Annotated in this window: 22 protein-coding genes; 6 read left to right on the top strand and 16 right to left on the bottom strand. The window is 69.8% G+C overall.

The features are described from left to right. Window positions 1-46 precede the first annotated feature (46 nt). Window positions 47-949 (top strand): 4-hydroxy-tetrahydrodipicolinate synthase, encoded by a 903-nt coding sequence (gene dapA / locus EHO50_RS41940; RefSeq protein ID WP_181449798.1) that lies wholly within the window; start codon window positions 47-49, stop codon window positions 947-949. On the opposite strand, the gene EHO50_RS41935 is transcribed toward dapA, so the two are convergent. The 6 genes from EHO50_RS41935 to EHO50_RS41910 all read right to left on the bottom strand — a co-directional run bounded on the left by EHO50_RS41935 (window position 950) and on the right by EHO50_RS41910 (window position 5,325). Further along, complete coding sequence (locus EHO50_RS41935; RefSeq protein WP_128437125.1) at window positions 950-2,170, bottom strand: WD40 repeat domain-containing protein; 1,221 nt, start codon at window positions 2,168-2,170, stop codon at window positions 950-952. It lies immediately after the preceding gene. Continuing rightward, window positions 2,167-2,724 carry a SigE family RNA polymerase sigma factor gene (locus EHO50_RS41930; protein WP_128437124.1) on the bottom strand — a complete coding sequence of 186 codons (558 nt, stop codon included), beginning with the start codon at window positions 2,722-2,724 and terminating at the stop codon, window positions 2,167-2,169. Before EHO50_RS41930 ends, EHO50_RS41935 begins: the two co-directional genes overlap by 4 nt. Before the next feature lie 177 nt (window positions 2,725-2,901). Beyond that, the gene (locus tag EHO50_RS41925; protein WP_128437123.1) at window positions 2,902-3,141 is read right to left on the bottom strand and encodes a hypothetical protein; all 240 of its coding nucleotides are present in this window, start codon (window positions 3,139-3,141) and stop codon (window positions 2,902-2,904) included. 197 nt (window positions 3,142-3,338) lie between these two features. Then, on the bottom strand, window positions 3,339-4,328 hold the full coding sequence (gene dapD / locus EHO50_RS41920) for a 2,3,4,5-tetrahydropyridine-2,6-dicarboxylate N-succinyltransferase (RefSeq protein ID WP_128437122.1): 990 nt from the start codon (window positions 4,326-4,328) through the stop codon (window positions 3,339-3,341). Window positions 4,329-4,468: 140 nt separating this feature from the next. After that, the gene (locus EHO50_RS41915; RefSeq protein WP_128437121.1) at window positions 4,469-5,005 is read right to left on the bottom strand and encodes a TetR/AcrR family transcriptional regulator; all 537 of its coding nucleotides are present in this window, start codon (window positions 5,003-5,005) and stop codon (window positions 4,469-4,471) included. Further along, window positions 5,005-5,325 carry a DMT family transporter gene (locus EHO50_RS41910; protein ID WP_128437120.1) on the bottom strand — a complete coding sequence of 107 codons (321 nt, stop codon included), beginning with the start codon at window positions 5,323-5,325 and terminating at the stop codon, window positions 5,005-5,007. Before EHO50_RS41910 ends, EHO50_RS41915 begins: the two co-directional genes overlap by 1 nt. A 218-nt stretch (window positions 5,326-5,543) precedes the next feature. On the opposite strand from EHO50_RS41910, the gene EHO50_RS41905 reads away from it, so the two are divergent. Continuing rightward, a complete protein-coding gene (locus tag EHO50_RS41905) occupies window positions 5,544-6,377 on the top strand; it encodes an AbfB domain-containing protein (RefSeq protein WP_128437119.1) in 834 nt (277 codons plus the stop codon). 65 nt (window positions 6,378-6,442) lie between these two features. On the opposite strand, the gene EHO50_RS41900 is transcribed toward EHO50_RS41905, so the two are convergent. Genes EHO50_RS41900 through EHO50_RS41865 form a run of 8 tightly spaced genes read right to left on the bottom strand, consistent with a single transcriptional unit; the run spans window position 6,443 to window position 13,029 of the window. Further along, window positions 6,443-6,775, bottom strand: coding sequence for a metal-sulfur cluster assembly factor (locus EHO50_RS41900; protein WP_028809645.1), 333 nt, complete (start codon window positions 6,773-6,775; stop codon window positions 6,443-6,445). After that, window positions 6,772-7,239, bottom strand: a complete 468-nt coding sequence (gene sufU / locus EHO50_RS41895; RefSeq protein ID WP_128437118.1) for a Fe-S cluster assembly sulfur transfer protein SufU — start codon at window positions 7,237-7,239, stop codon at window positions 6,772-6,774. Before sufU ends, EHO50_RS41900 begins: the two co-directional genes overlap by 4 nt. A 21-nt stretch (window positions 7,240-7,260) precedes the next feature. Further along, the gene (locus tag EHO50_RS41890; protein WP_128437117.1) at window positions 7,261-8,517 is read right to left on the bottom strand and encodes a cysteine desulfurase; all 1,257 of its coding nucleotides are present in this window, start codon (window positions 8,515-8,517) and stop codon (window positions 7,261-7,263) included. Then, the gene (gene sufC / locus EHO50_RS41885) at window positions 8,514-9,278 is read right to left on the bottom strand and encodes a Fe-S cluster assembly ATPase SufC (protein WP_128437116.1); all 765 of its coding nucleotides are present in this window, start codon (window positions 9,276-9,278) and stop codon (window positions 8,514-8,516) included. The genes EHO50_RS41890 and sufC overlap by 4 nt, the downstream gene beginning before the upstream one ends. A gap of 7 nt (window positions 9,279-9,285) precedes the next feature. Beyond that, window positions 9,286-9,606, bottom strand: coding sequence for a non-heme iron oxygenase ferredoxin subunit (locus tag EHO50_RS41880; RefSeq protein WP_128437115.1), 321 nt, complete (start codon window positions 9,604-9,606; stop codon window positions 9,286-9,288). Then, window positions 9,606-10,787, bottom strand: coding sequence for a Fe-S cluster assembly protein SufD (sufD, locus tag EHO50_RS41875; protein ID WP_128437114.1), 1,182 nt, complete (start codon window positions 10,785-10,787; stop codon window positions 9,606-9,608). The genes EHO50_RS41880 and sufD overlap by 1 nt, the downstream gene beginning before the upstream one ends. A 59-nt stretch (window positions 10,788-10,846) precedes the next feature. Next, window positions 10,847-12,271, bottom strand: a complete 1,425-nt coding sequence (gene sufB, locus EHO50_RS41870; protein WP_128437113.1) for a Fe-S cluster assembly protein SufB — start codon at window positions 12,269-12,271, stop codon at window positions 10,847-10,849. After that, a complete protein-coding gene (locus tag EHO50_RS41865) occupies window positions 12,268-13,029 on the bottom strand; it encodes a helix-turn-helix transcriptional regulator (protein WP_128437112.1) in 762 nt (253 codons plus the stop codon). Before EHO50_RS41865 ends, sufB begins: the two co-directional genes overlap by 4 nt. Window positions 13,030-13,190: 161 nt before the next feature. Between EHO50_RS41865 and EHO50_RS41860 the strand changes: the two genes are divergently transcribed. The 4 genes from EHO50_RS41860 to EHO50_RS41845 all read left to right on the top strand — a co-directional run bounded on the left by EHO50_RS41860 (window position 13,191) and on the right by EHO50_RS41845 (window position 16,833). Continuing rightward, entirely contained in the window at window positions 13,191-13,988 is a 798-nt protein-coding gene (locus EHO50_RS41860; protein ID WP_128437111.1) for an AAC(3) family N-acetyltransferase, read from the top strand. A gap of 69 nt (window positions 13,989-14,057) precedes the next feature. Continuing rightward, window positions 14,058-14,981: an ABC transporter ATP-binding protein gene (locus EHO50_RS41855; protein WP_128437110.1), complete on the top strand. Its 924-nt coding sequence runs from the start codon at window positions 14,058-14,060 to the stop codon at window positions 14,979-14,981. Between the two features lie 56 nt (window positions 14,982-15,037). After that, the gene (locus EHO50_RS41850) at window positions 15,038-15,754 is read left to right on the top strand and encodes an ABC transporter permease (RefSeq protein WP_128437151.1); all 717 of its coding nucleotides are present in this window, start codon (window positions 15,038-15,040) and stop codon (window positions 15,752-15,754) included. Window positions 15,755-15,819: 65 nt separating this feature from the next. Continuing rightward, on the top strand, window positions 15,820-16,833 hold the full coding sequence (locus EHO50_RS41845; RefSeq protein ID WP_246101830.1) for a COX15/CtaA family protein: 1,014 nt from the start codon (window positions 15,820-15,822) through the stop codon (window positions 16,831-16,833). Here EHO50_RS41845 and EHO50_RS41840 read toward each other — a convergent pair. Together EHO50_RS41840 and EHO50_RS41835 are read right to left on the bottom strand one after the other, a co-directional pair. Then, the gene (locus tag EHO50_RS41840; protein WP_128437109.1) at window positions 16,788-17,528 is read right to left on the bottom strand and encodes a nucleotidyltransferase domain-containing protein; all 741 of its coding nucleotides are present in this window, start codon (window positions 17,526-17,528) and stop codon (window positions 16,788-16,790) included. The two genes, EHO50_RS41845 and EHO50_RS41840, sit on opposite strands and share 46 nt — an antisense overlap. A gap of 18 nt (window positions 17,529-17,546) precedes the next feature. Beyond that, window positions 17,547-18,653, bottom strand: coding sequence for an amidohydrolase family protein (locus EHO50_RS41835; protein ID WP_128437108.1), 1,107 nt, complete (start codon window positions 18,651-18,653; stop codon window positions 17,547-17,549). Window positions 18,654-18,755: the final 102 nt, after the last annotated feature.

Genomic DNA, 18,755 nt, shown 5'->3' with positions numbered 1-18,755 from the left:
GAAGAATTAAGTGGAGCTTCACAGTCGACCCGCCGAGACTACTTCCATGACCACCACGCCCTCCCCCGCCCCGCCCTTCGGCCGCGCCCTGTGCGCCATGATCACGCCCTTCACCGAGGCGGGATCGCTCGACGTCGACGGCGCCCAGCGTCTCGCCGAGCGGCTGGTGTCCGAGGGGTGCGACGGGCTCGTGCTCTCCGGTACGACGGGCGAGTCGCCGACCACGACGGACGCCGAGAAGTCGGAGCTGATCAGGGCCGTGCGGGAGGCGGTGGGCGACCGGGCGTCGGTCGTCGCAGGGGTGGGCACCTTCGACACCCGGCACACCGTCGAGCTGGCCCTGGCGGCCGAAAAGGCGGGCGCCGACGGTCTGTTGGTGGTCGCGCCGTACTACAGCAAGCCCCCGCAGGACGCCGTCGAGGCACACTTCCGCGAGGTCGCCGACGCCGCCGGACTGCCCCTCGCGCTGTACGACATCCCGGGCCGCACCGGCACCCGCATCGAGCCGGAGACACTGATCCGACTCGCCGAGCACCCGCGCGTCGTGGCGGTGAAGGACTGCTCCTACGACTTCCTCGGCGCCCAAAAGGTGCTGTCGCGGACCGAGTTGGCGTACTACGCGGGGTGCGACGAGCACAACCTCGCGCTGTACGCGGTAGGGGGCGCGGGATACATCAGTACGGTCGCCAATGTCGTTCCCGCCCAACTCCGGGCGGTCCTCGACGCGTTCGAGGCGGGCGACACCCCCGTGTCCGCCCGCCTCCAACAACGTGCCACGCCGCTCATCGAGTTGATGATGTCGGCGGGGCTGCCCGGCTCGGTCACCGCCAAGGCCCTGCTCCATGAACTGGGCCTGCCCGCGGGTCCCGTCCGCGCACCGCTGCGGCCCGCCCGCCGCGAGGCGGTCGATGGGCTGCTGGCGGCGTACCAGGAGTTGGTCACCGACTGATCAGCGCTCGGCGAAGACGGGCTCCCAGCGCCCCGCGCCCCCGTCGTTGCCCTTGCGGAAGCCGCTGAGAGGAACCGTCTTGTCGCTGCCGATGGTGACCTTCACGAGCCGCTGGTGGAACTCGTTCTTGCCGTCCTTCGCGATGTCCCAGGCGATCAGCGACGCGTCGCCGACCCAGGCGAGCAGCTGCTGCCCGCGCACCTCGGTCTTCTCTCCGGTGCGGGCGTCGATGACCCAGGAGGACGTCTTCCACTTCTCACCCGCGAAGTCACCGGCGACCAGCCGGCCGCTGGGCGACTGCCACGCGTCGACGTACCACTGCAGATGCTTCTGGTCCGCCGGTACGTCGACCTCGGCGCCCGTGAGGTCGTAGAACTGCTTGCCGATCTCTCCCATGGGGTTCCCGGCCCAGACATGCCTGCCGTCGGGGCTGAGCGCGAAGTCCTGGCGGGCGTTGATGAAGCTGTCGCCCATGGGATCGGTCGGGTCGCTTTCGAGCTTGACCGCGCTCCAGGAGCCCTTGCCGGAGACCACGTCCAGGACGTAGAAACCGGTACGGCTCGACGGCTGCTTCTGGTCCCAGCCGTCGGAACCCTGCATCTTGACCAGCTGGTCGGGGTTCTCGCTGTAGGTCGTCGCGACCAGCTTCAGACCGTCGCGCGAGAACGAGAGTCCGGCGACCTTGTGGTCGAGCTGGATCCACCGCGCGACCTTGCCGGTGGCCAGGTCGAGCATTCCGATCCGTGAGGCGGGCAGGTTCCGCTCCAGGACGGCGGCGGTCTTCATGCCCGGGGCGACGGCGACGTAGGACCACTGGGTGGTCTTCACGTATTTGTCCGTCTTCTGGTCCAGCAGCCAGTAGTCGCGGACGCGTTCGGCCCGGTCGGCGGAGTGCTTGACGGTCCGGGGGATGTAGTACGCGGCCAGCACCGTGTTGCCGGCCGAGATCAGCTCGCGCGGCGGCGACTGGTCCGGGTGCGCGATGTCCTTGCTCTGCTGTACGACGTCCGCGGGCCGCACGTCCTCCTTCCCGGAGTCCAGCAGCGGCACCGCCACGCCGATGGCGACGACGGCAGCGGTGGCCGCGGCGACGGAGACGATCCGCCGGGTGCGTCGGCGTCGGCGCACCACCAGGACCCGGTCGGCGAGCCCCGGTCCCGTAGACGTCTGTTCGTCGGCCAGCTCCCGCAGCGAGTCACGCACGAGTTCCTCGACGTTCACGGTCGCACCTCCACGGGCGAGAAGTCACGGGACGGCTGCGACTCGACGTCGGCCGGGCCCAGGGCCGCCAGCTCGGGCGCGAGCGCGCGCAGCCGGGCGAGCGAACGATGGGCGGTGGACCGTACGGTGCCCACGGAACAGCCCAGGACACGGGCCACGTCGGCCTCCGGCAGGTCCTCGAAATAGCGCAGCACCAGCACCATCCGCTGCCGTGCCGTCAACCGGGCCAACGCCCCGCGCATCAGCAGCCGTAGCTCCGCGGCGGGCGCGGCGTCCGGGCTCGCGCCGGCCTCGGGCGGCTCGGCGACGGTGAGTTCGCGCCGACGCCACTTCAGCCGCCAGCGGCTGATCTGCTGCCGGTACAGGATCTGACGTACATACGCCTCCGGCTCGTCGATGCGGTGCCAGCGACCGACCGCCTTGATCAGGGCGTTCTGCAGGAGGTCCTCCGCGGCGTGCCGGTCGCCGCCGGTCAGCAGTACGGCGGTCTTCAGCAACGCGGACGACCGGTTCTCCACGAACTCCCGAAAGCTGTCCTGCGCTTCGGCATCCATCGTCACCTTCTCTTCCCCCGGGCGGGCCCGGCGCCCGTCTCTCCTATCCCCTATGACGCGTGCGGGGCGCCGCCGCTATGCCGGCACGGGGAAGAAATCCTGGATCTCCGGGAAAGGTCCTCTCCAGGAACGGTCCTGGAGACCCAGGAAGGGGCCGGGACCGGGCCCGGTGCGCGGTCAGCCCCACTTGTACCCGTCGCCGAAGAGCAGGAAGTGCTCCAGCACATCCTCCATCGGATCATCCACCTGCCCGACGTTGACCAACCCGATGCGGGGTCCGTTGTGCGAGCCGGTGTTGGTCTCGTCGGCGTGCGCGGTCCCGGCCGGCAGCCAGCACGCCGCCCCCGCGGCCAGCGTGCCGACCACCAGGCGGAGTACGGCCCTGGTCCACACGTTCGTCTTCACTCGACCGGTCATCGGCCCTCATTTCGTCGGTTCGGCTTGTGATCGGAAACTGCGTCCACCCGTTCATCTGCCTGGACCGCAATGAGGTCACGTCGAGTAACCCGTACGTGAGCGCGCCGCGTCACCACCGGTTGCCATACGCCGGGCGCCCTCCCACGGACCGTGTCCGGCCATGGAAGGGCGCCCGGCGATGGATCGGCTGCTGCTGATCAGTTGTGGCTGTGCAGGATCTCGTTCAGGCCGCCCCACACCGCGTTGTTCGGGCGGGCCTCGACGGTGCCGGTGACCGAGTTGCGGCGGAAGAGGATGTTGGAGGCGCCGGAGAGTTCGCGGGCCTTGACGATCTGGCCGTCGGGCATGGTGATGCGGGTGCCGGCGGTGACATAGAGGCCGGCCTCGACGACGCACTCGTCGCCGAGCGCGATGCCGACGCCCGCCTCGGCGCCGATCAGGCAGCGCTCGCCGATGGAGATGATCACGTTGCCGCCGCCGGACAGGGTGCCCATCGTCGACGCGCCGCCACCGATGTCGGAGCCGTCGCCGACGATGACGCCCGCGGAGATACGGCCCTCGACCATGGAGGTGCCGAGGGTGCCGGCGTTGAAGTTGACGAAGCCCTCGTGCATGACGGTGGTGCCCTCGGCGAGGTGGGCACCGAGCCGCACGCGGTCGGCGTCGGCGATGCGGACGCCCTTGGGGGCCACGTAGTCCGTCATGCGCGGGAACTTGTCGATCGAGGTCACCTGGAGGTGCAGGCCCTCGGCGCGGGCGTTCAGGCGGACCTTCTCGACGTCGTCGACGGCGACCGGGCCGAGGGAGGTCCAGGCGACGTTGGCGAGGAACCCGAACTGGCCCTCCAGGCTCAGGCCGTGCGGCTTGACCAGGCGGTGGGAGAGCAGGTGCAGGCGCAGGTAGACGTCGTGCGCGTCGATCGGCTTCTCGTCGATCGAGGCGATGACCGTGCGGACCGCGACGACCTCGACGCCCCGGCGCGCATCCGGCCCGATCGCCTTCGCGGCGCCCTCGCCGAGCAGCTCGACGGCGCGCTCGGCGGACAGCCGCTCGCTGCCGGAGGGACCCGGCTCGGCGACGAGCTCGGGCGCGGGGAACCAGGTGTCGAGAACAGTGCCGTCAGCAGCGATCGTGGCGAGGCCGGCGGCCACGGCGCCGGTGGTGCGAGGAGCAGTCGTGTCGGTCATGAGGGCAACCTAACCGGCGGGGGGCCGCCCGGGCCAACCGACGGGTGGGCCGTCTCAGGGTGCGGGCCGTCGGCGACCGAGGGAAGGTGGGTGACCTGCTGCCGAGGCGGGCCGGGGGCCGCGCTGCCGGGTCTGGACGGTCAGCGGATCACGCGGCGCAGTACATCGCGCGCGTACCCCTCGTCGTACGGCACCTCGGTGAGCAGCACCTGCAGACAGATCCCGTCCATCAGCGCCACCAGCGCCCGCGCCGTGACCGCGTCCGTACGCCGGGACAGCCGGTCGGCGAGGTCCTGGGCCCACTCGGCGGCGACCGGGCGCAGGGCGGGGCGGCGCAGGGCGGCGAGGTAGAGCTCGTACTCCAGCTCGACGCCGGTGCGGTCGCCCGCGAGCCACTCGCCCATCCAGCTCGCGAGTTCGGTGGCGAGGTCGGTCTCCGGGTCCTCCAGGCCACCGCGCGAGGCGATCACCTTGGCGAAGCCCTCGCTCGCCTGGCGCAGGGCGGCGACCATCAGGTCGTCGAGGGTCTTGAAGTGGTACGTGGTGGAGCCGAGCGGCACATCCGCCTCGGCGGCGACGGTGCGGTGGCTCAGCCCCGCGATGCCTTTCTCCCCGACGACCCGGATCGCCGCGTCGATGATCCGCTGGCGCCGCTCGGGGTCGTAACGCCGGGGCATCAGTGCGCACCGCCCAGGTTCAGCACGACCACGCCGACGATGATCAGCGCGATCCCTGCGGCCTTCACGACGGTCATCCCCTCCCCCATGAAGGCGATCCCTATCGCGACGATGGCCGCGGTGCCGACGCCGGCCCAGATCGCATACGCCGTGCCCACGGAGACGGTCTTCAGGGTCTGGGCGAGCAGCGCGAAGGAGACGACGTATCCGAGCGCGGTCAGCAGCGACGGCCACAGCCTGCTGAAGCCGTCGCTGTACTTCATGGCGGTCGTGGCGGCCACCTCGGCCGCGATGGCTCCGGCGAGCAGCAGGTATCCCATGCGTACGATCGTACACAACGTTGCGTACGGGCGTACACAAAGGGGTTCTCGGTGACTCCAAGGGCGGGGCGGCTTCCCCAATGCGGCGTTGCGCAGCCGGATTTACTCGTTCCAAACGGCTGCTCCGAGAGCACAGGGTCCACTAGTGTTTCACCGTTCACATACCGCGCCTTCGCAGCCGCGGCTGTCGTCGCGTGACGCCGCTGGAGGATCAGCGCATGCCAGAAAACAAGTCCCGGCCGCCTCAGGACCAACCTTGGGAGAACGGCTGGGCCCCGGACACCTCCCGGGCACCGGGGACGCGCCGCCTGTGGCTGGCGGGCGGGATGGCGGTGGCGACGATCGTCGCCTGCGCCACGGCAATTGTCGTGACGGACAGGGCGCCTGACGCGACGTCACGCTCGGCGCGGGCCGACGACACCACGTCCGTCCCCGGCCTGATCTCCTTCGCCACCCCGTCGAAGACGGCTCCCCCGAAGGGCAAGAGCGGCCTGTCGACGCCCGAGGCGACCACGAGGGCACCCCGCCAACAGGAGGCCGGCGCGCCCAAGCCCGCGCCGGAGCCGGAGCAGAAGCCGTCCAAGTCGCCTTCCCACGAGGGGGGTTCGTCGAGCGCCTCGAAGCCTCCGGCCACCACCTGGCGCTCCGTGCGCTCGGTCAACTACCCCGACCGCTACTGGCACGCGAGCGGCGGCTACGTGAAGCTGGACCAGGTCAGCGGCTCGGAGAGCCGCGAGGACTCCACCTTCAAGCTGATCAAGGGCCTGAGCGACGCCTCCTGCTACTCCTTCGCCACAGCCGACGGCAGCTACCTGCGCCACCGCAGCTTCGTCCTCCGCTCCGAACGCAACGACGGCTCCGCCCTGTTCAAGCAGGACGCCACCTTCTGCGCCCGCTCAGCGGCGTACTCGGGCGCGGTCATGCTGGAGTCGGTCAACTACCCGGGCCGTTTCCTGCGTCACCAGAACTTCCAGCTCCGCCTGGCCCCGTACGAGCACAGCGGCCTGTACCTGGCGGACTCGGCGTTCCGGTTGGTGGCGGGGCTGGCCTGAGCCCGCACGCGCGAGTGGCCCCCGGCGAAACCGCCGAGGGCCACTGCACAGTCGTACGGACGGACTCAGACGTTGAATCCCAGCGCCCGAAGCTGCTCACGACCGTCGTCCGTGATCTTGTCCGGGCCCCACGGCGGCATCCACACCCAGTTGATGCGCAGCTCGCTGACGAGACCGTCCGTGGCGGACTTGGCCTGGTCCTCGATGACGTCCGTCAGCGGGCAGGCCGCCGAGGTCAGGGTCATGTCGAGCGTCGCGATGTTCGCGTCGTCGATGTGGATGCCGTAGATCAGGCCGAGGTTGACGACGTCGATACCCAGCTCGGGGTCGACGACGTCGTACAGCGCCTCACGGACCTCTTCCTCCGAGGCCGGCTTCATCTCAACGGTCTCGCTCATGCCGTCTTCCTTTCGGCGTCGGCTCCGCCCAGCACCTGGGCCGTCGCGTCCTTCCACGCCATCCAGCTCAGGAGGGCGCACTTGACCCGGGCGGGGTACTTGGAGACGCCGGCGAACGCGACCGCGTCCTCCAGCACCTCCTCCATCGCGTCATCGGGCTCGAGCTTCCCCTTGGACTGCATCAGCTCCAGGAAGGTCTCCTGGATCTTCTGCGCGTCCGACAGGTCCTTGCCGACGAGGAGCTCGTTCAGCACGGACGCCGAGGCCTGGCTGATCGAGCAGCCCTGACCCTCGTAGGAGACGTCCTCGATCTTCGTGCCGTCGTACTTCACACGCAGGGTGATCTCGTCGCCGCACGTCGGGTTCACGTGGTGCACCTCGGCGTCGCCATCCCTCAGACCACGCCCGTGCGGGTTCTTGTAGTGGTCCAGGATGACTTCCTGGTACATCGAATCCAGCTTCATGCGATCGCTCGTCCCGTCCCGTCAGCCGAAGAAGTTCCGTACGTGCTCCAGCCCGTCGACCAGAGCGTCGATCTCGGTCGGCGTGGAGTACAGATAGAACGACGCTCGCGTGGTCGCAGGAATTCCGTACCGGAGGCAGACCGGCCGCGCGCAGTGGTGGCCGACCCGGACCGCGATGCCCTGCTCGTCGAGGACCTGGCCCACGTCGTGCGGGTGGATGTCGCCGAGCGTGAAGGAGATCGCGGCGCCGCGGTCCTCGGCCGTCGTGGGGCCGATGATCCGCAGGTCCGGGACCTCCGCCAGCCGCTTCACCGCGTACTCGGTGAGCGCGTGCTCATGGGCGAGGATCTTGTCCATGCCGATCGAGTTCAAGTAGTCGATCGCCGCGCCCAGACCGACCGCCTGCGCGACCGGCGGCGTGCCCGCCTCGAACTTGTGCGGGGCGGGAGCGTACGTCGACGAGTGCATCGACACGGTCTCGATCATCTCGCCGCCGCCCAGGAACGGGGGCAGGTCCTCCAGCAGCTCCTGGCGGCCCCACAGGACGCCGATGCCGGTCGGGCCGCACATCTTGTGGCCGGTGAAGGCCACGAAGTCGGCCTGGAGCGACTGCACGTCCAGCGGCATGTGCGGCGCCGCCTGCGAGGCGTCGATGCAGACCAGCGCGCCGACCTCCTGCGCACGGCGCACTATCGCCTCGACCGGGTTGACCGTGCCCAGGATGTTCGACACCAGCACGAAGGAGACGATCTTCGTCTTCTCCGTGATGATCTCGTCGATGTTGGACAGGTCCAGGCGGCCGTCGTCCGTGAGACCGAACCACTTCAGCTTCGCGCCCGTGCGCTGCGCGAGCAGCTGCCACGGCACGATGTTGGAGTGGTGCTCCATCTCGGTGATGACGATCTCGGTCTCGTGGTCCACCCGGTAGGGCTCGTCGGCCCAGCCCAGCATGTTCGCCACGAGGTTGAGGGACTCGGAGGCGTTCTTGGTGAAGATCACCTCGTTGCGGCTGGGCGCGTTGATGAACTCCGCGACCTTGTCGCGCGCACCCTCGTACAGCGCCGTGGCCTCCTCGGCGAGCACATGCACACCGCGGTGGACGTTGGCGTTGTAGCGCTCGTAGTACTCGCTCAAGGCGTCCAGTACCTGGCGCGGCTTCTGCGAGGTCGCCGCGTTGTCCAGGTAGACAAGCTTCTTACCGTCGTGGACCTGTCGGTCCAGGATGGGGAAGTCCTTGCGGATCGCCTCGGTGTCGAGGAGGCCCGGCAGCTGTGTCACGCGGATGCGCCACCCTTCGTGTATGCCTCGTAGCCCTCGTTCTCCAGCTTGTCGGCGAGCTCGGCACCGCCGGACTCGACGATGCGCCCGCCGGAGAAGACGTGGACCTGGTCGGGCTTGATGTAGCGCAGGATGCGCGTGTAGTGCGTGATCAGCAGGGTGCCGACCTCACCGGTCTCACGGACGCGGTTGACGCCCTCGGAGACGACGCGCAGGGCGTCGACGTCCAGACCGGAGTCGGTCTCGTCGAGGATCGCGACCTTCGGCTTGAGCAGCTCCAGCTGAAGGATCTCGTGGCGCTTCTTCTCACCGCCGGAGAAGCCCTCGTTGACGTTGCGCTCGGCGAAGGACGGGTCCATGTTGAGGCGCTCCATGGCCTCCTTGACCTCCTTCACCCAGGTGCGCAGCTTGGGGGCCTCGCCGCGGATGGCGGTGGCGGAGGTGCGCAGGAAGTTGGAGACCGAGACGCCGGGGACCTCGACCGGGTACTGCATCGCCAGGAACAGGCCGGCGCGGGCGCGCTCGTCGACGGACATCTCCAGGACGTCCTCGCCGTCGAGAGTGACGGTGCCGCCGGTGATCGTGTACTTCGGGTGACCCGCGAGGGAGTAGGCGAGGGTCGACTTGCCCGAGCCGTTGGGGCCCATGATGGCGTGCGTCTCGCCCTGCTTCACGGTGAGGTCGACGCCCTTGAGGATCTCCTTCGTGGCGTTGTCGGCCTCGACGGTGACGTGCAGGTCTCGGATTTCAAGCGTTGCCATGGGTGCCTCAGGACTCCTGGGTGAGGGAGACGAGAACGTCGTCCCCTTCGATCTTTACGGGGTATACGGGGACGGGGCGCGTCGCGGGTAGGCCGGACGGCTTGCCGGTTCTGAGGTCGAACGCGGAGCCGTGCAGCCAGCACTCGATCTGGCAGTCCTCCACCTCGCCCTCGGAGAGCGAGACGTTCGCGTGGGAGCAGATGTCGTAGATGGCGAACACCTCCCCCTCGGTCTGCACGACCGAGACCGGCGTGCCGTCGAGTTCCACCCGCTTCGGGGTGTCCTCCTCCAGCTCGCTCAGCCCACAGACGCGTACGAAGGTGGTCATCAGACCGACGCCTCCAGCTCCTCGTCGATCTTCACGAGGAGGCGCTCCTGGATGTCGTCGACACCGATCTGCTGGACGAGCTCGGCGAAGAAGCCGCGGACCACCAGGCGACGGGCCTCGTCGGCGGGGATGCCGCGGGCCATCAGGTAGAAGAGCTGCTCGTCGTCGAAGCGGCCGGTCGCGGAGGCGTGGCCGGCGCCGACGATCTCGCCGGTCTCGATCTCCAGGTTCGGCACGGAGTCGACCCGGGCGCCGTCCGTGAGGACGAGGTTCCGGTTCATCTCGTACGTGTCCGTGCCCTCGGCCTTGGCCTCGATGAGGACGTCGCCGATCCACACGGCGTGCGCGTCGTCGCCCTGGAGCGCGCCCTTGTAGGCGACGTTGGACTTGCAGTGCGGGGTGTTGTGGTCGACGAGGAGACGGTGCTCCTGGTGCTGGCCCGCGTCGGTGAAGTAGAGGCCGAAGAGCTCGGCCTCACCGCCGGTGCCGGCGTAGGCGACGCGCGGGTGGAGGCGTACGAGGTCGCCGCCGAAGGTGACCACGAACGACTTGAAGGTGGCGTCCCGGCCGATCAGCGCGTTGTGCTGGCCCACGTGCACGGCCTTGTCGTCCCAGTCCTGGACGGAGACGACGGTGAGCTTGGCGCCGTCCCCCAGGATGTAGTCGACGTTGGCGGCGAGCACCGCGTCACCGGTGTGGTCGATGACGACGACGGCCTCGGCGAAGGCTCCGAGCTCCACGACCTGGTGGCCGTAGGCGACCCCGCCCGTGCCGTGCACGGCGATACGGATCGGCTCGGTGAGGACCGTCTCCTTGGGGACGGTGACGACACCGGCCTTCTCGAACGCCGAGTACGCCTGGGCGGCGACGCGGTCCACGGGGGTGCCCGCCTTGCCCAGGCGGGCATCGTCACGGCCGACGGTCTCGACGGTGACGCCCTCGGGGGCCTCGACGGTGACCTGCAGGCCGTCGCCGGTCGCCACGGCGGTGCCGTCGTGCAGCCCGCGCAGGCGCTCCAGCGGGGTGAACCGCCACTCCTCCTCGCGGCCGTGCGGGACCGGGAAGTCCGCGACGTCGAAGGACGGGGGCGCGCTCATGCGCGTGGCGACGGTCGACTCGGCGGCCACCGCGATCTGGCCCGCGGTGGTGGACCCCACGGGGATGTTCTGAGCCTCAGCCATGGCTGTCGGTCTGCTCTCTTCCTACGTCAGAAATTGCTGGCTGCTGTCGAGGGCGGGTCTTAACCGACCGCGCCTTCCATCTGCAGCTCGATCAGCCGGTTGAGCTCGAGGGCGTACTCCATCGGCAGCTCCTTCGCGATGGGCTCGACGAAGCCGCGCACGATCATCGCCATCGCCTCGAACTCGCTCAGACCGCGGCTCATCAGGTAGAAGAGCTGGTCCTCGGAGACCTTGGAGACGGTGGCCTCGTGGCCCATGGACACGTCGTCCTCGCGGACGTCCACGTAGGGGTACGTGTCGGAGCGGGAGATGGTGTCGACGAGCAGCGCGTCGCACAGCACGTTGGACTTCGAGCCGTGGGCGCCCTCGCCGATCTCCACCAGACCACGGTAGGAGGTACGGCCGCCACCGCGGGCGACGGACTTCGACACGATGTTGGAGGACGTGTTCGGCGCCATGTGGACCATCTTGGAGCCGGCATCCTGGTGCTGCCCCTCGCCCGCGAAGGCGATGGACAGGGTCTCGCCCTTGGCGTGCTCGCCCATCAGGTAGACGGCCGGGTACTTCATCGTCACCTTGGAGCCGATGTTGCCGTCGATCCACTCCATGGTCGCGCCCTCGTAGGCGACGGCGCGCTTGGTGACCAGGTTGTAGACGTTGTTCGACCAGTTCTGGATGGTCGTGTAGCGGCAGCGGGCGTTCTTCTTGACGATGATCTCGACGACCGCGGAGTGCAGCGAGTCCGACTTGTAGATCGGGGCCGTACAACCCTCGACGTAGTGCACGTACGCGCCCTCGTCGACGATGATCAGGGTCCGCTCGAACTGGCCCATGTTCTCCGTGTTGATACGGAAGTAGGCCTGGAGCGGGATCTCCACGTGGACGCCCGGCGGGACGTAGATGAACGAGCCACCCGACCACACGGCGGTGTTCAGCGACGCGAACTTGTTGTCACCGACCGGGATGACGGTCCCGAAGTACTCCTTGAAGAGCTCCGGGTGCTCCTTCAGGGCCGTGTCGGTGTCGAGGAAGATGACGCCCTGCTCCTCCAGGTCCTCGCGGATCTGGTGGTAGACGACCTCGGACTCGTACTGGGCCGCGACACCGGCGACGAGGCGCTGCTTCTCCGCCTCGGGGATGCCGAGCTTGTCGTACGTGTTCTTGATGTCCTCGGGCAGGTCCTCCCAGGACTCCGCCTGCTTCTCCGTGGAACGCACGAAGTACTTGATGTTGTCGAAGTCGATACCGGAAAGGTCCGAGCCCCAGTTGGGCATGGGCTTCTTGTCGAACAGGCGCAGACCCTTGAGACGAAGCTTGGTCATCCACTCCGGCTCGGACTTCTTCGCGGAGATGTCCTTGACGACATCCTCGCTCAGACCGCGCTTCGCAGAGGCGCCGGCTTCGTCGGAGTCGGCCCAGCCGTATTCGTACTTACCCAGACCCTCGAGCTCAGGGTGGGCAGTCTCCTCGATGGGGAGAGTCATGCGGGGTTCCTCCCGGCCGTGCTTGCAGATGCGTTGTCGCTATGAACTTGCGTGTGGGAAATCTTCGGGATGTACGTCGTGCAGACGCCGTCGCCGTGCGCGATGGTCGCCAGTCTCTGGACGTGTGTTCCGAGCAGTTCGGCGAAGATCTCCGTCTCCGCCTCGCACAGCTGCGGGAACTGCTCCGCGACGTGGGCGACCGGGCAGTGGTGCTGGCACAGCTGCTCGCCTTTTTGCGGGAGGGGTGCGCTGCGCGCCGTAGCAGCGTACCCGTCCACGCTCAGGGCCTTGGCCAGGGCTTCGGTGCGCTCGTCAGGACTGACGGCCTCGATCGCCTTGCGGTACGCGCTCGCCTGGGCGGCGATCCGGGCCCGGGCGAAGGCGGCGACCGCCTCCTGCCCGCCCTCGCGCTCGGCGATCCACTTCAGGGCGTCCGCGGCGAGCTTGTCGTACGACTGGTCGAAGGCGTCGCGGCCGCAGTCGGTGAGCGCGAAGACCTTGGCGGGACGGCCACGCGTGCGCGTGCCGTACACCCGCTGTTCGCGGGCCTCCACGACATCGTCCGCGACCAGCGCGTCCAGATGCCTGCGTACGGCTGCCTGGGTGAGTCCCAGCCGGCCGGCCAGCTCGGCGACGGTCGAGGGGCCGTGGTCCAGGATTGACCGCGCGACCCGGTTGCGCGTGGAGCGCTCTCCGGTCGCGAGCTCCTCCTGAGGGGTCCCCATGGGGGTCTCCCGAGCCTCGCCGACGTTTTTCACAACGCCATTGTTGCGTAATTCCTCAGAGGCAGGCAAGCCGCGTCCGGGCCCCTCGACGGTGCCCTGCGTCACTTAGGCATACCTAATCTGACCTGCGGGAATGATCTTTGATCGATCAATTCGGTGGCGCCGCCGGGCTCCCTCCGGGACACTCCCGAACCATGTCGACACCCCCTCCGACCGGCCCTCTTGTCACCCGTGACACCCTCGCCGCACACATGCGCGAGCTCGGCGTCCAAAGCGGTGAAACGCTCCTGGTGCACTCCTCCCTCAGCTCCCTCGGCTGGGTCTGCGGAGGCGCCGTCGCGGTCGTCCAGGCACTGCTCGACGCGCTCGGCCCGGACGGCACGCTGGTGGTCCCCACCCAGACCGGCGACCTCTCGGACCCGGCGGTGTGGGTCAACCCGCCGGTGCCGGAGGAGTGGTGGGAGACGATCCGGGCGACCATGCCCGCGTACGACCCCCTGATCACGCCCACGCGCGGGGTCGGCGTCGTCCCGGAGACCGTACGGACCTGGCCGGGCGCCCTGCGCAGTGCGCATCCGCAGACGTCCTTCGCCGCCCTCGGGCCGCGAGCCGGGGAGATCGTCGAGGGACACGCCACGGACTGCCGCCTCGGCGAGCGCAGCCCGCTGGCACGGCTGGAGTCGCTCCACGCGCGCGTGCTGCTGCTCGGCGCCGGTTACGACGCGTGCACCTGCTTCCATCTGGCCGAGTACCGGATCCCGTCACCGCTGGTCAAGGTGGGGCGGCCGGGGCCCGCGGGGTGGGAGGTGGTGACCGAGGTTTCGATCACCTCGGAGCGGTTCGACGAGCTGGGCCATGACTTCGAGCGGGACCGTCCCGTCGTACGCGGACAGGTGGGCGCGGCCGACGTACGGCTGTTTCCGCTGGCCGACGCGGTGGCGTACGCGGAGCGGTGGCTGGAGATACACCGGCCCCGCGCCGAGGAGATCTGAACCGGGCCGGATGGAGAGATGCGAACCCGGCCGTTCGGGTTACCTGCCGCGTACCTAGACTCTGGAGCCATGCGAACTGAGCCCGTGGTCCAGGTCCAGGCCCTGGTGAAGCGGTACGGCGACAAAACCGCGGTGAACGGCCTCGACCTGGTGGCCCGGGCCGGTGTCACCGCCGTCCTCGGACCCAACGGCGCGGGCAAGACCACGACGGTCGAGACCTGCGAGGGGTACCGGAAGCCGGACTCCGGCACGGTGCGCGTCCTGGGCCTCGACCCGGTGAGACAGTCCGGCGAGCTGCGGCCGCGTATCGGCGTGATGCTGCAGTCCGGCGGCGTGTACTCGGGCGCACGGGCGGACGAGATGCTGCGGCATGTGGCGAAGCTGCACGCGCACCCCCTGGACGTCGACGCCCTCATCGAGCGGCTCGGTCTCGCCAGCTGCGGCCGGACCACGTACCGCCGCCTGTCCGGCGGTCAGCAGCAGCGGCTGGCGCTCGCCATGGCCGTGGTCGGCCGCCCGGAGCTGGTGTTCCTGGACGAGCCGACGGCCGGCCTCGACCCGCAGGCCCGCCGGGCCACCTGGGACCTGGTCCGGGACCTGCGCGCCGACGGTGTCTCCGTGATCCTCACGACCCACTACATGGACGAGGCCGAGCAGCTCGCCGACGACGTCGCGATCATCGACGCGGGCCAGGTCATCGCCCAGGGCTCCCCGGAGGAGCTGTGCCGGGGCGGCGCCGAGAACACCCTCCGCTTCACCGGCCGCCCCGGCCTGGACGTGGGGTCCCTGCTCAAGGCCCTGCCCGCGGACTGCACAGCGGCGGAGCTGACGCCGGGCTCGTACCGGGTCGTCGGCAAGGTCGACCCGCAGCTGCTCGCGACGGTGACGTCGTGGTGTGCGCAGCACGGAGTGATGCCGGAGAAGATCTCGGTGGAGCGCCACACCCTCGAAGACGTCTTCCTGGAGCTGACCGGCAAGGAGCTGCGTTCGTGACCACCGTCGGTACGGGTGCGTACACCCCGAAGCCAGGGGCGGCCCCCCTCCCCCGCATGATCGCGGCCCAGGCGGCGCTCGAGACGAAGATGCTGCTGCGCAACGGCGAGCAGCTGCTCCTGACCGTCGTGATCCCGACCCTCCTGCTGGTCCTCTTCAGCTCGGTGGACATCGTCGACACCGGCGCCGGCGAGGCCGTCGACTTCCTGACCCCCGGCATCCTCGCGCTCGCCGTGATGTCGACGGCGTTCACGGGGCAAGCGATCGCCACGGGCTTCGAGCGCCGGTACGGCGTGCTGAAGCGGCTGGCCGCCTCGCCGCTGCCCCGCTGGGCGCTGATGACGGCGAAGACGGCGTCGGTGCTGGTCACGGAGGTCCTCCAGATCCTCCTGCTGACGGTGATCGCCTTCGCGCTGGGCTGGTCGCCGCACGGGAATCCGGCAGCCGTCGTCCTCCTGCTGATCCTGGGGACGGCCGCCTTCTCGGGGCTGGGCCTGCTGATGGCCGGCACCCTCAAGGCCGAGGCCACCCTGGCCGCGGCCAACCTGGTCTTCCTGCTGCTCCTCGTCGGCGGCGGGGTCATCGTGCCGCTGGACAAGTTCCCGCCCGGCGCGCAGGACGTGCTCGGCCTGCTGCCGATCTCGGCCCTGTCGGACGGGCTGCGCGACGTACTCCAGCACGGGGCCGGGATGCCATGGGGCGACCTGGGGATCCTGGCGGCGTGGGCGGTCGTCGGGCTGGCGGCGGCGGGGAAGTTCTTCCGCTGGGAGTAGACCGGGCCAGGCCTCCCGGGGACCCTCGTGAAAGCGTGCACAAGCGGCCGCCTACGATAGGGCGCGTGCCAAACGTGACCCGCGCCGACGCCGTAGCGGCCGTGCGCAACCCGCTCGCCTTCATCGCCGCACGCTGGACCCCGACCCCGAGGACGGTCCAACGGGCGGCTCTCGCCGCGCTCGTGATGTCGGTGGTCATCGTGGTCACCGGCGGTGCGGTACGGCTCACCGGGTCCGGGCTCGGCTGCCCGACCTGGCCCAAGTGCACCGACGACTCGCTGACCGCCACCAGCGCCATGGGCGTGCACGGTGCCATCGAGTTCGGCAACCGCATGCTGACGTACGTGCTGTGCGCCGCCGTCGGCTGGGCGATCATCGCCGCGCGCTCCGAGAAGCCGTTCCGGCGCAGCCTGACCCGGCTGGGCTGGGCGCAGTTCTGGATCGTGATGAGCAACGCGGTGCTCGGCGGCATCGTCGTCCTGGTCGGCCTCAACCCGTACACGGTCGCGGCCCACTTCCTGCTCTCCTCCGCCCTGATCGCCGTCGCCACGGTGATGTGGCAGCGCACCCGGGAGGGCGACGCGGCGCCGCGCCCCCTGGTCGGCAAGGCGGTGCAGCAGCTGGTGTGGTTCCTGGTCGCGGCCTCCGCGCTGCTGATCGCGGTCGGCACGGTCGTCACCGGCGCGGGTCCGCACGCGGGTGACTCCAGCGAGGTCGAGCGGATGCCGCTCGACTGGGAGAACGTCACCAAGCTGCACGCCGTGCTGGCCTGGATCGTCGTCACCCTGACGTTCGCCCTGTGGTTCGTCCTCAAGGCGGTCGACGCCCCGAAGGGCCCCCTCAACCGCACCCGCGACCTCTTCCTGATCCTCCTGGCCCAGGGCGTCATCGGCTACGTCCAGTACTTCACGGACCTCCCGGAGATCCTGGTCGGCCTGCACATGCTCGGCTCGGCCGTGACGTGGATCGCCGTTCTGCGAGTGATGCTGGCCCTGCGGGAACGGCCCGAGGCGGAACTGCCCGACCTGCCCGTTCAGTCGTACGAGGCCACGAGCGCGTCGATCGCCGGCCCCAGGTAGGCCCGGGTCAGCCCGGCCCTGCGCGCCGCCCACTCCTCGGTCGGCGGCGCGGCGGAGTCGTCGTAGCGGCGCCTGCGGATGTCCTCGACCACCTCTACCGATGCCCCGAGGCCGGGCAGCAGGTCCAGGGCCTCCCGCTTGGTGATCAGGCGTCCGTCGCGCAGGGTGACACTCGCCCGAGCGAAGGTGATCAGCCCCAGGGCGACCCAGACGTCCCGCGTCCACAACGGAGCATTGTCGACGGCCGGCCGCCAGAAGTCCCGCTGGTCGCGTACGACGAAGTCGCCGAGCTCCCGGTCCGAAACCGGCGGCAGCAGGGCGGCGGGGGCCCGCCCGTGCAGCACTCGTCCGAAGGCGTGCAGCTCGCGCCGGGTCACCGGGGTCACCGTCCGTTTGAACAGCTCCTCGTGTGCCCAGGTGAGATGGCGTCGGCCGGGGTCGTCCGCCGACTCGGGCGTCAGGTACGTGCAGTGCAGCAGCGCGGCGAGCGGCTCGGCCCGCAGCCGGGCGTGGAGCTTCGCCAGCCGCCAGACGGTGCGGGGCGTGAGCGGGCCGTCCAGTACGGCGATCAGGTCCAGGTCGCTGCGGCCCTCCTGGTAGTCGCCGCCGGCGAGCGAGCCGTGCGCCCAGACGGCGAGGGGAGCGAGCGGCTCCAGCTCCGTGAGAAAGCGGTCGAGTAAGGCATCCGTCGGCATCCACCCAGTCTGTCCGGCTCACTCCAGCCCGTACACCCGGCGTGCGTTCCCCGCCGCCACCATCCCCGCCACCCGCTGTGCGTCAGCCAGCGACCATGCCCCCTCGGCCACCCAGCCGCCGAGTACCCGGCCGAGGGCCTCGCGGAAGAGATGGGCGCCCACCACATGCAGTTCGGGCAGGCCCTGGGCCCCGCTGGAGAAGAGGATCTTGCCGAAGGGGGCCAGTTCCAGGATCTCGGCGAGGATCGTGGCCGCGCGGGCGCCCGTGCGGATGAGGGCGGCGCCCGAGTCGGCGTAGACGTGCGAGAAGACGCCGGCCAGGTGGGCGGCGTGGCGGTGGTACGGGTAGCCGTGCAGCAGGATCAGGTCGGTGCCGAGGCCGGCCGTCGAGCGGACGAAGTCCGTCAGCAGTACCGGGTCCGTGCGGTCGATGCGCAGGCCGGGCTCCCCGAGCCCCGCATGCAGCTGGAGCGGCAGTCCGGACGCCACCGCGATCCACAGCAGGTGCCGTAGCAGCACCGGGTCGCTCAGCTCACCGCCGACGGTGCGGGCCGCCAGCCAGCGCCCCGCCGCGCCCCGCACCTCCCCCGGTCCCGGTGGCTCGGGCGCGAGGGCGAGGCCGTGCCGTACGCCCGCCACGGAGGTGAAGGCCACCGCGTTCGCCGCCGCGCCGTGCACCGACTCGGCGAGGTTGGCCAGGAAGGACTCGACGGTGCCCGAGGTGTCGGCGACCTGTTCGGCGAGGAGTTCGAGGCGCACGATCTCATGGGCGTCGGCGGACGCGGCCGACGCCATCTCCGGGGGGCCGGTGAGATCGCCGGGCAGGCCGGTGTCGATCAGATACGTCGTGATGCCGCTGCCGCGCAGCAGGCGCCGGCCCGCCTCCAGTACGCCGAGTTCACGGCGCCGGGCGAGATAGCGGGCGGGCGGGCAGTGCGGTTCCAGGCCGAGCAGCGGGGGGCACCAACGTCGTACGGCGAAGCCCGTCTGCGTGTCGAAGAGCGTGGTGCCGGGAGCCGGTGGGCCTTCGGTGCGGGCCAACTGGGCCTCGAAGGTGCCGAGGCCCAGCTCCGTTCGCAGTACGCCGTGGCAGTACTGGTCCACGAGGGACGGCGTGTCGATCATCCGGGCTCCCCGTGGGCTGGACCGTGTGTTCCTCACAGGTCCTAACGGGTGAACCGGGCATCAGGTGTTGGTGTCACACACCCCATGCGAAACGTCGACAGG

Origin of the sequence: Streptomyces cyaneus, assembly GCF_004028635.1 — a bacterium.
GTDB classification, from domain to species: Bacteria; Actinomycetota; Actinomycetes; order Streptomycetales; family Streptomycetaceae; genus Streptomyces; species Streptomyces cyaneus.
Note: the sequence above shows the minus strand (reverse complement) of the source record. Positions and strands in the feature narration are given on the sequence as shown.

Excerpts from the sequence above, each read along its gene's own strand:
- dapA (WP_181449798.1), top strand. The coding sequence starts at position 47 with ATGACCACCACGCCCTCCCCCGCCCCGCCCTTCGGCCGCGCCCTGTGC.
- EHO50_RS41930 (WP_128437124.1), bottom strand. The coding sequence starts at position 2,724 with ATGGATGCCGAAGCGCAGGACAGCTTTCGGGAGTTCGTGGAGAACCGG.
- EHO50_RS41925 (WP_128437123.1), bottom strand. The coding sequence starts at position 3,141 with ATGACCGGTCGAGTGAAGACGAACGTGTGGACCAGGGCCGTACTCCGC.
- dapD (WP_128437122.1), bottom strand. The coding sequence starts at position 4,328 with ATGACCGACACGACTGCTCCTCGCACCACCGGCGCCGTGGCCGCCGGC.
- EHO50_RS41915 (WP_128437121.1), bottom strand. The coding sequence starts at position 5,005 with ATGCCCCGGCGTTACGACCCCGAGCGGCGCCAGCGGATCATCGACGCG.
- EHO50_RS41910 (WP_128437120.1), bottom strand. The coding sequence starts at position 5,325 with ATGGGATACCTGCTGCTCGCCGGAGCCATCGCGGCCGAGGTGGCCGCC.
- EHO50_RS41905 (WP_128437119.1), top strand. The coding sequence starts at position 5,544 with ATGCCAGAAAACAAGTCCCGGCCGCCTCAGGACCAACCTTGGGAGAAC.
- EHO50_RS41900 (WP_028809645.1), bottom strand. The coding sequence starts at position 6,775 with ATGAGCGAGACCGTTGAGATGAAGCCGGCCTCGGAGGAAGAGGTCCGT.
- sufU (WP_128437118.1), bottom strand. The coding sequence starts at position 7,239 with ATGAAGCTGGATTCGATGTACCAGGAAGTCATCCTGGACCACTACAAG.
- sufC (WP_128437116.1), bottom strand. The coding sequence starts at position 9,278 with ATGGCAACGCTTGAAATCCGAGACCTGCACGTCACCGTCGAGGCCGAC.
- EHO50_RS41880 (WP_128437115.1), bottom strand. The coding sequence starts at position 9,606 with ATGACCACCTTCGTACGCGTCTGTGGGCTGAGCGAGCTGGAGGAGGAC.
- sufD (WP_128437114.1), bottom strand. The coding sequence starts at position 10,787 with ATGGCTGAGGCTCAGAACATCCCCGTGGGGTCCACCACCGCGGGCCAG.
- sufB (WP_128437113.1), bottom strand. The coding sequence starts at position 12,271 with ATGACTCTCCCCATCGAGGAGACTGCCCACCCTGAGCTCGAGGGTCTG.
- EHO50_RS41860 (WP_128437111.1), top strand. The coding sequence starts at position 13,191 with ATGTCGACACCCCCTCCGACCGGCCCTCTTGTCACCCGTGACACCCTC.
- EHO50_RS41855 (WP_128437110.1), top strand. The coding sequence starts at position 14,058 with ATGCGAACTGAGCCCGTGGTCCAGGTCCAGGCCCTGGTGAAGCGGTAC.
- EHO50_RS41850 (WP_128437151.1), top strand. The coding sequence starts at position 15,038 with ATGATCGCGGCCCAGGCGGCGCTCGAGACGAAGATGCTGCTGCGCAAC.
- EHO50_RS41840 (WP_128437109.1), bottom strand. The coding sequence starts at position 17,528 with ATGCCGACGGATGCCTTACTCGACCGCTTTCTCACGGAGCTGGAGCCG.
- EHO50_RS41835 (WP_128437108.1), bottom strand. The coding sequence starts at position 18,653 with ATGATCGACACGCCGTCCCTCGTGGACCAGTACTGCCACGGCGTACTG.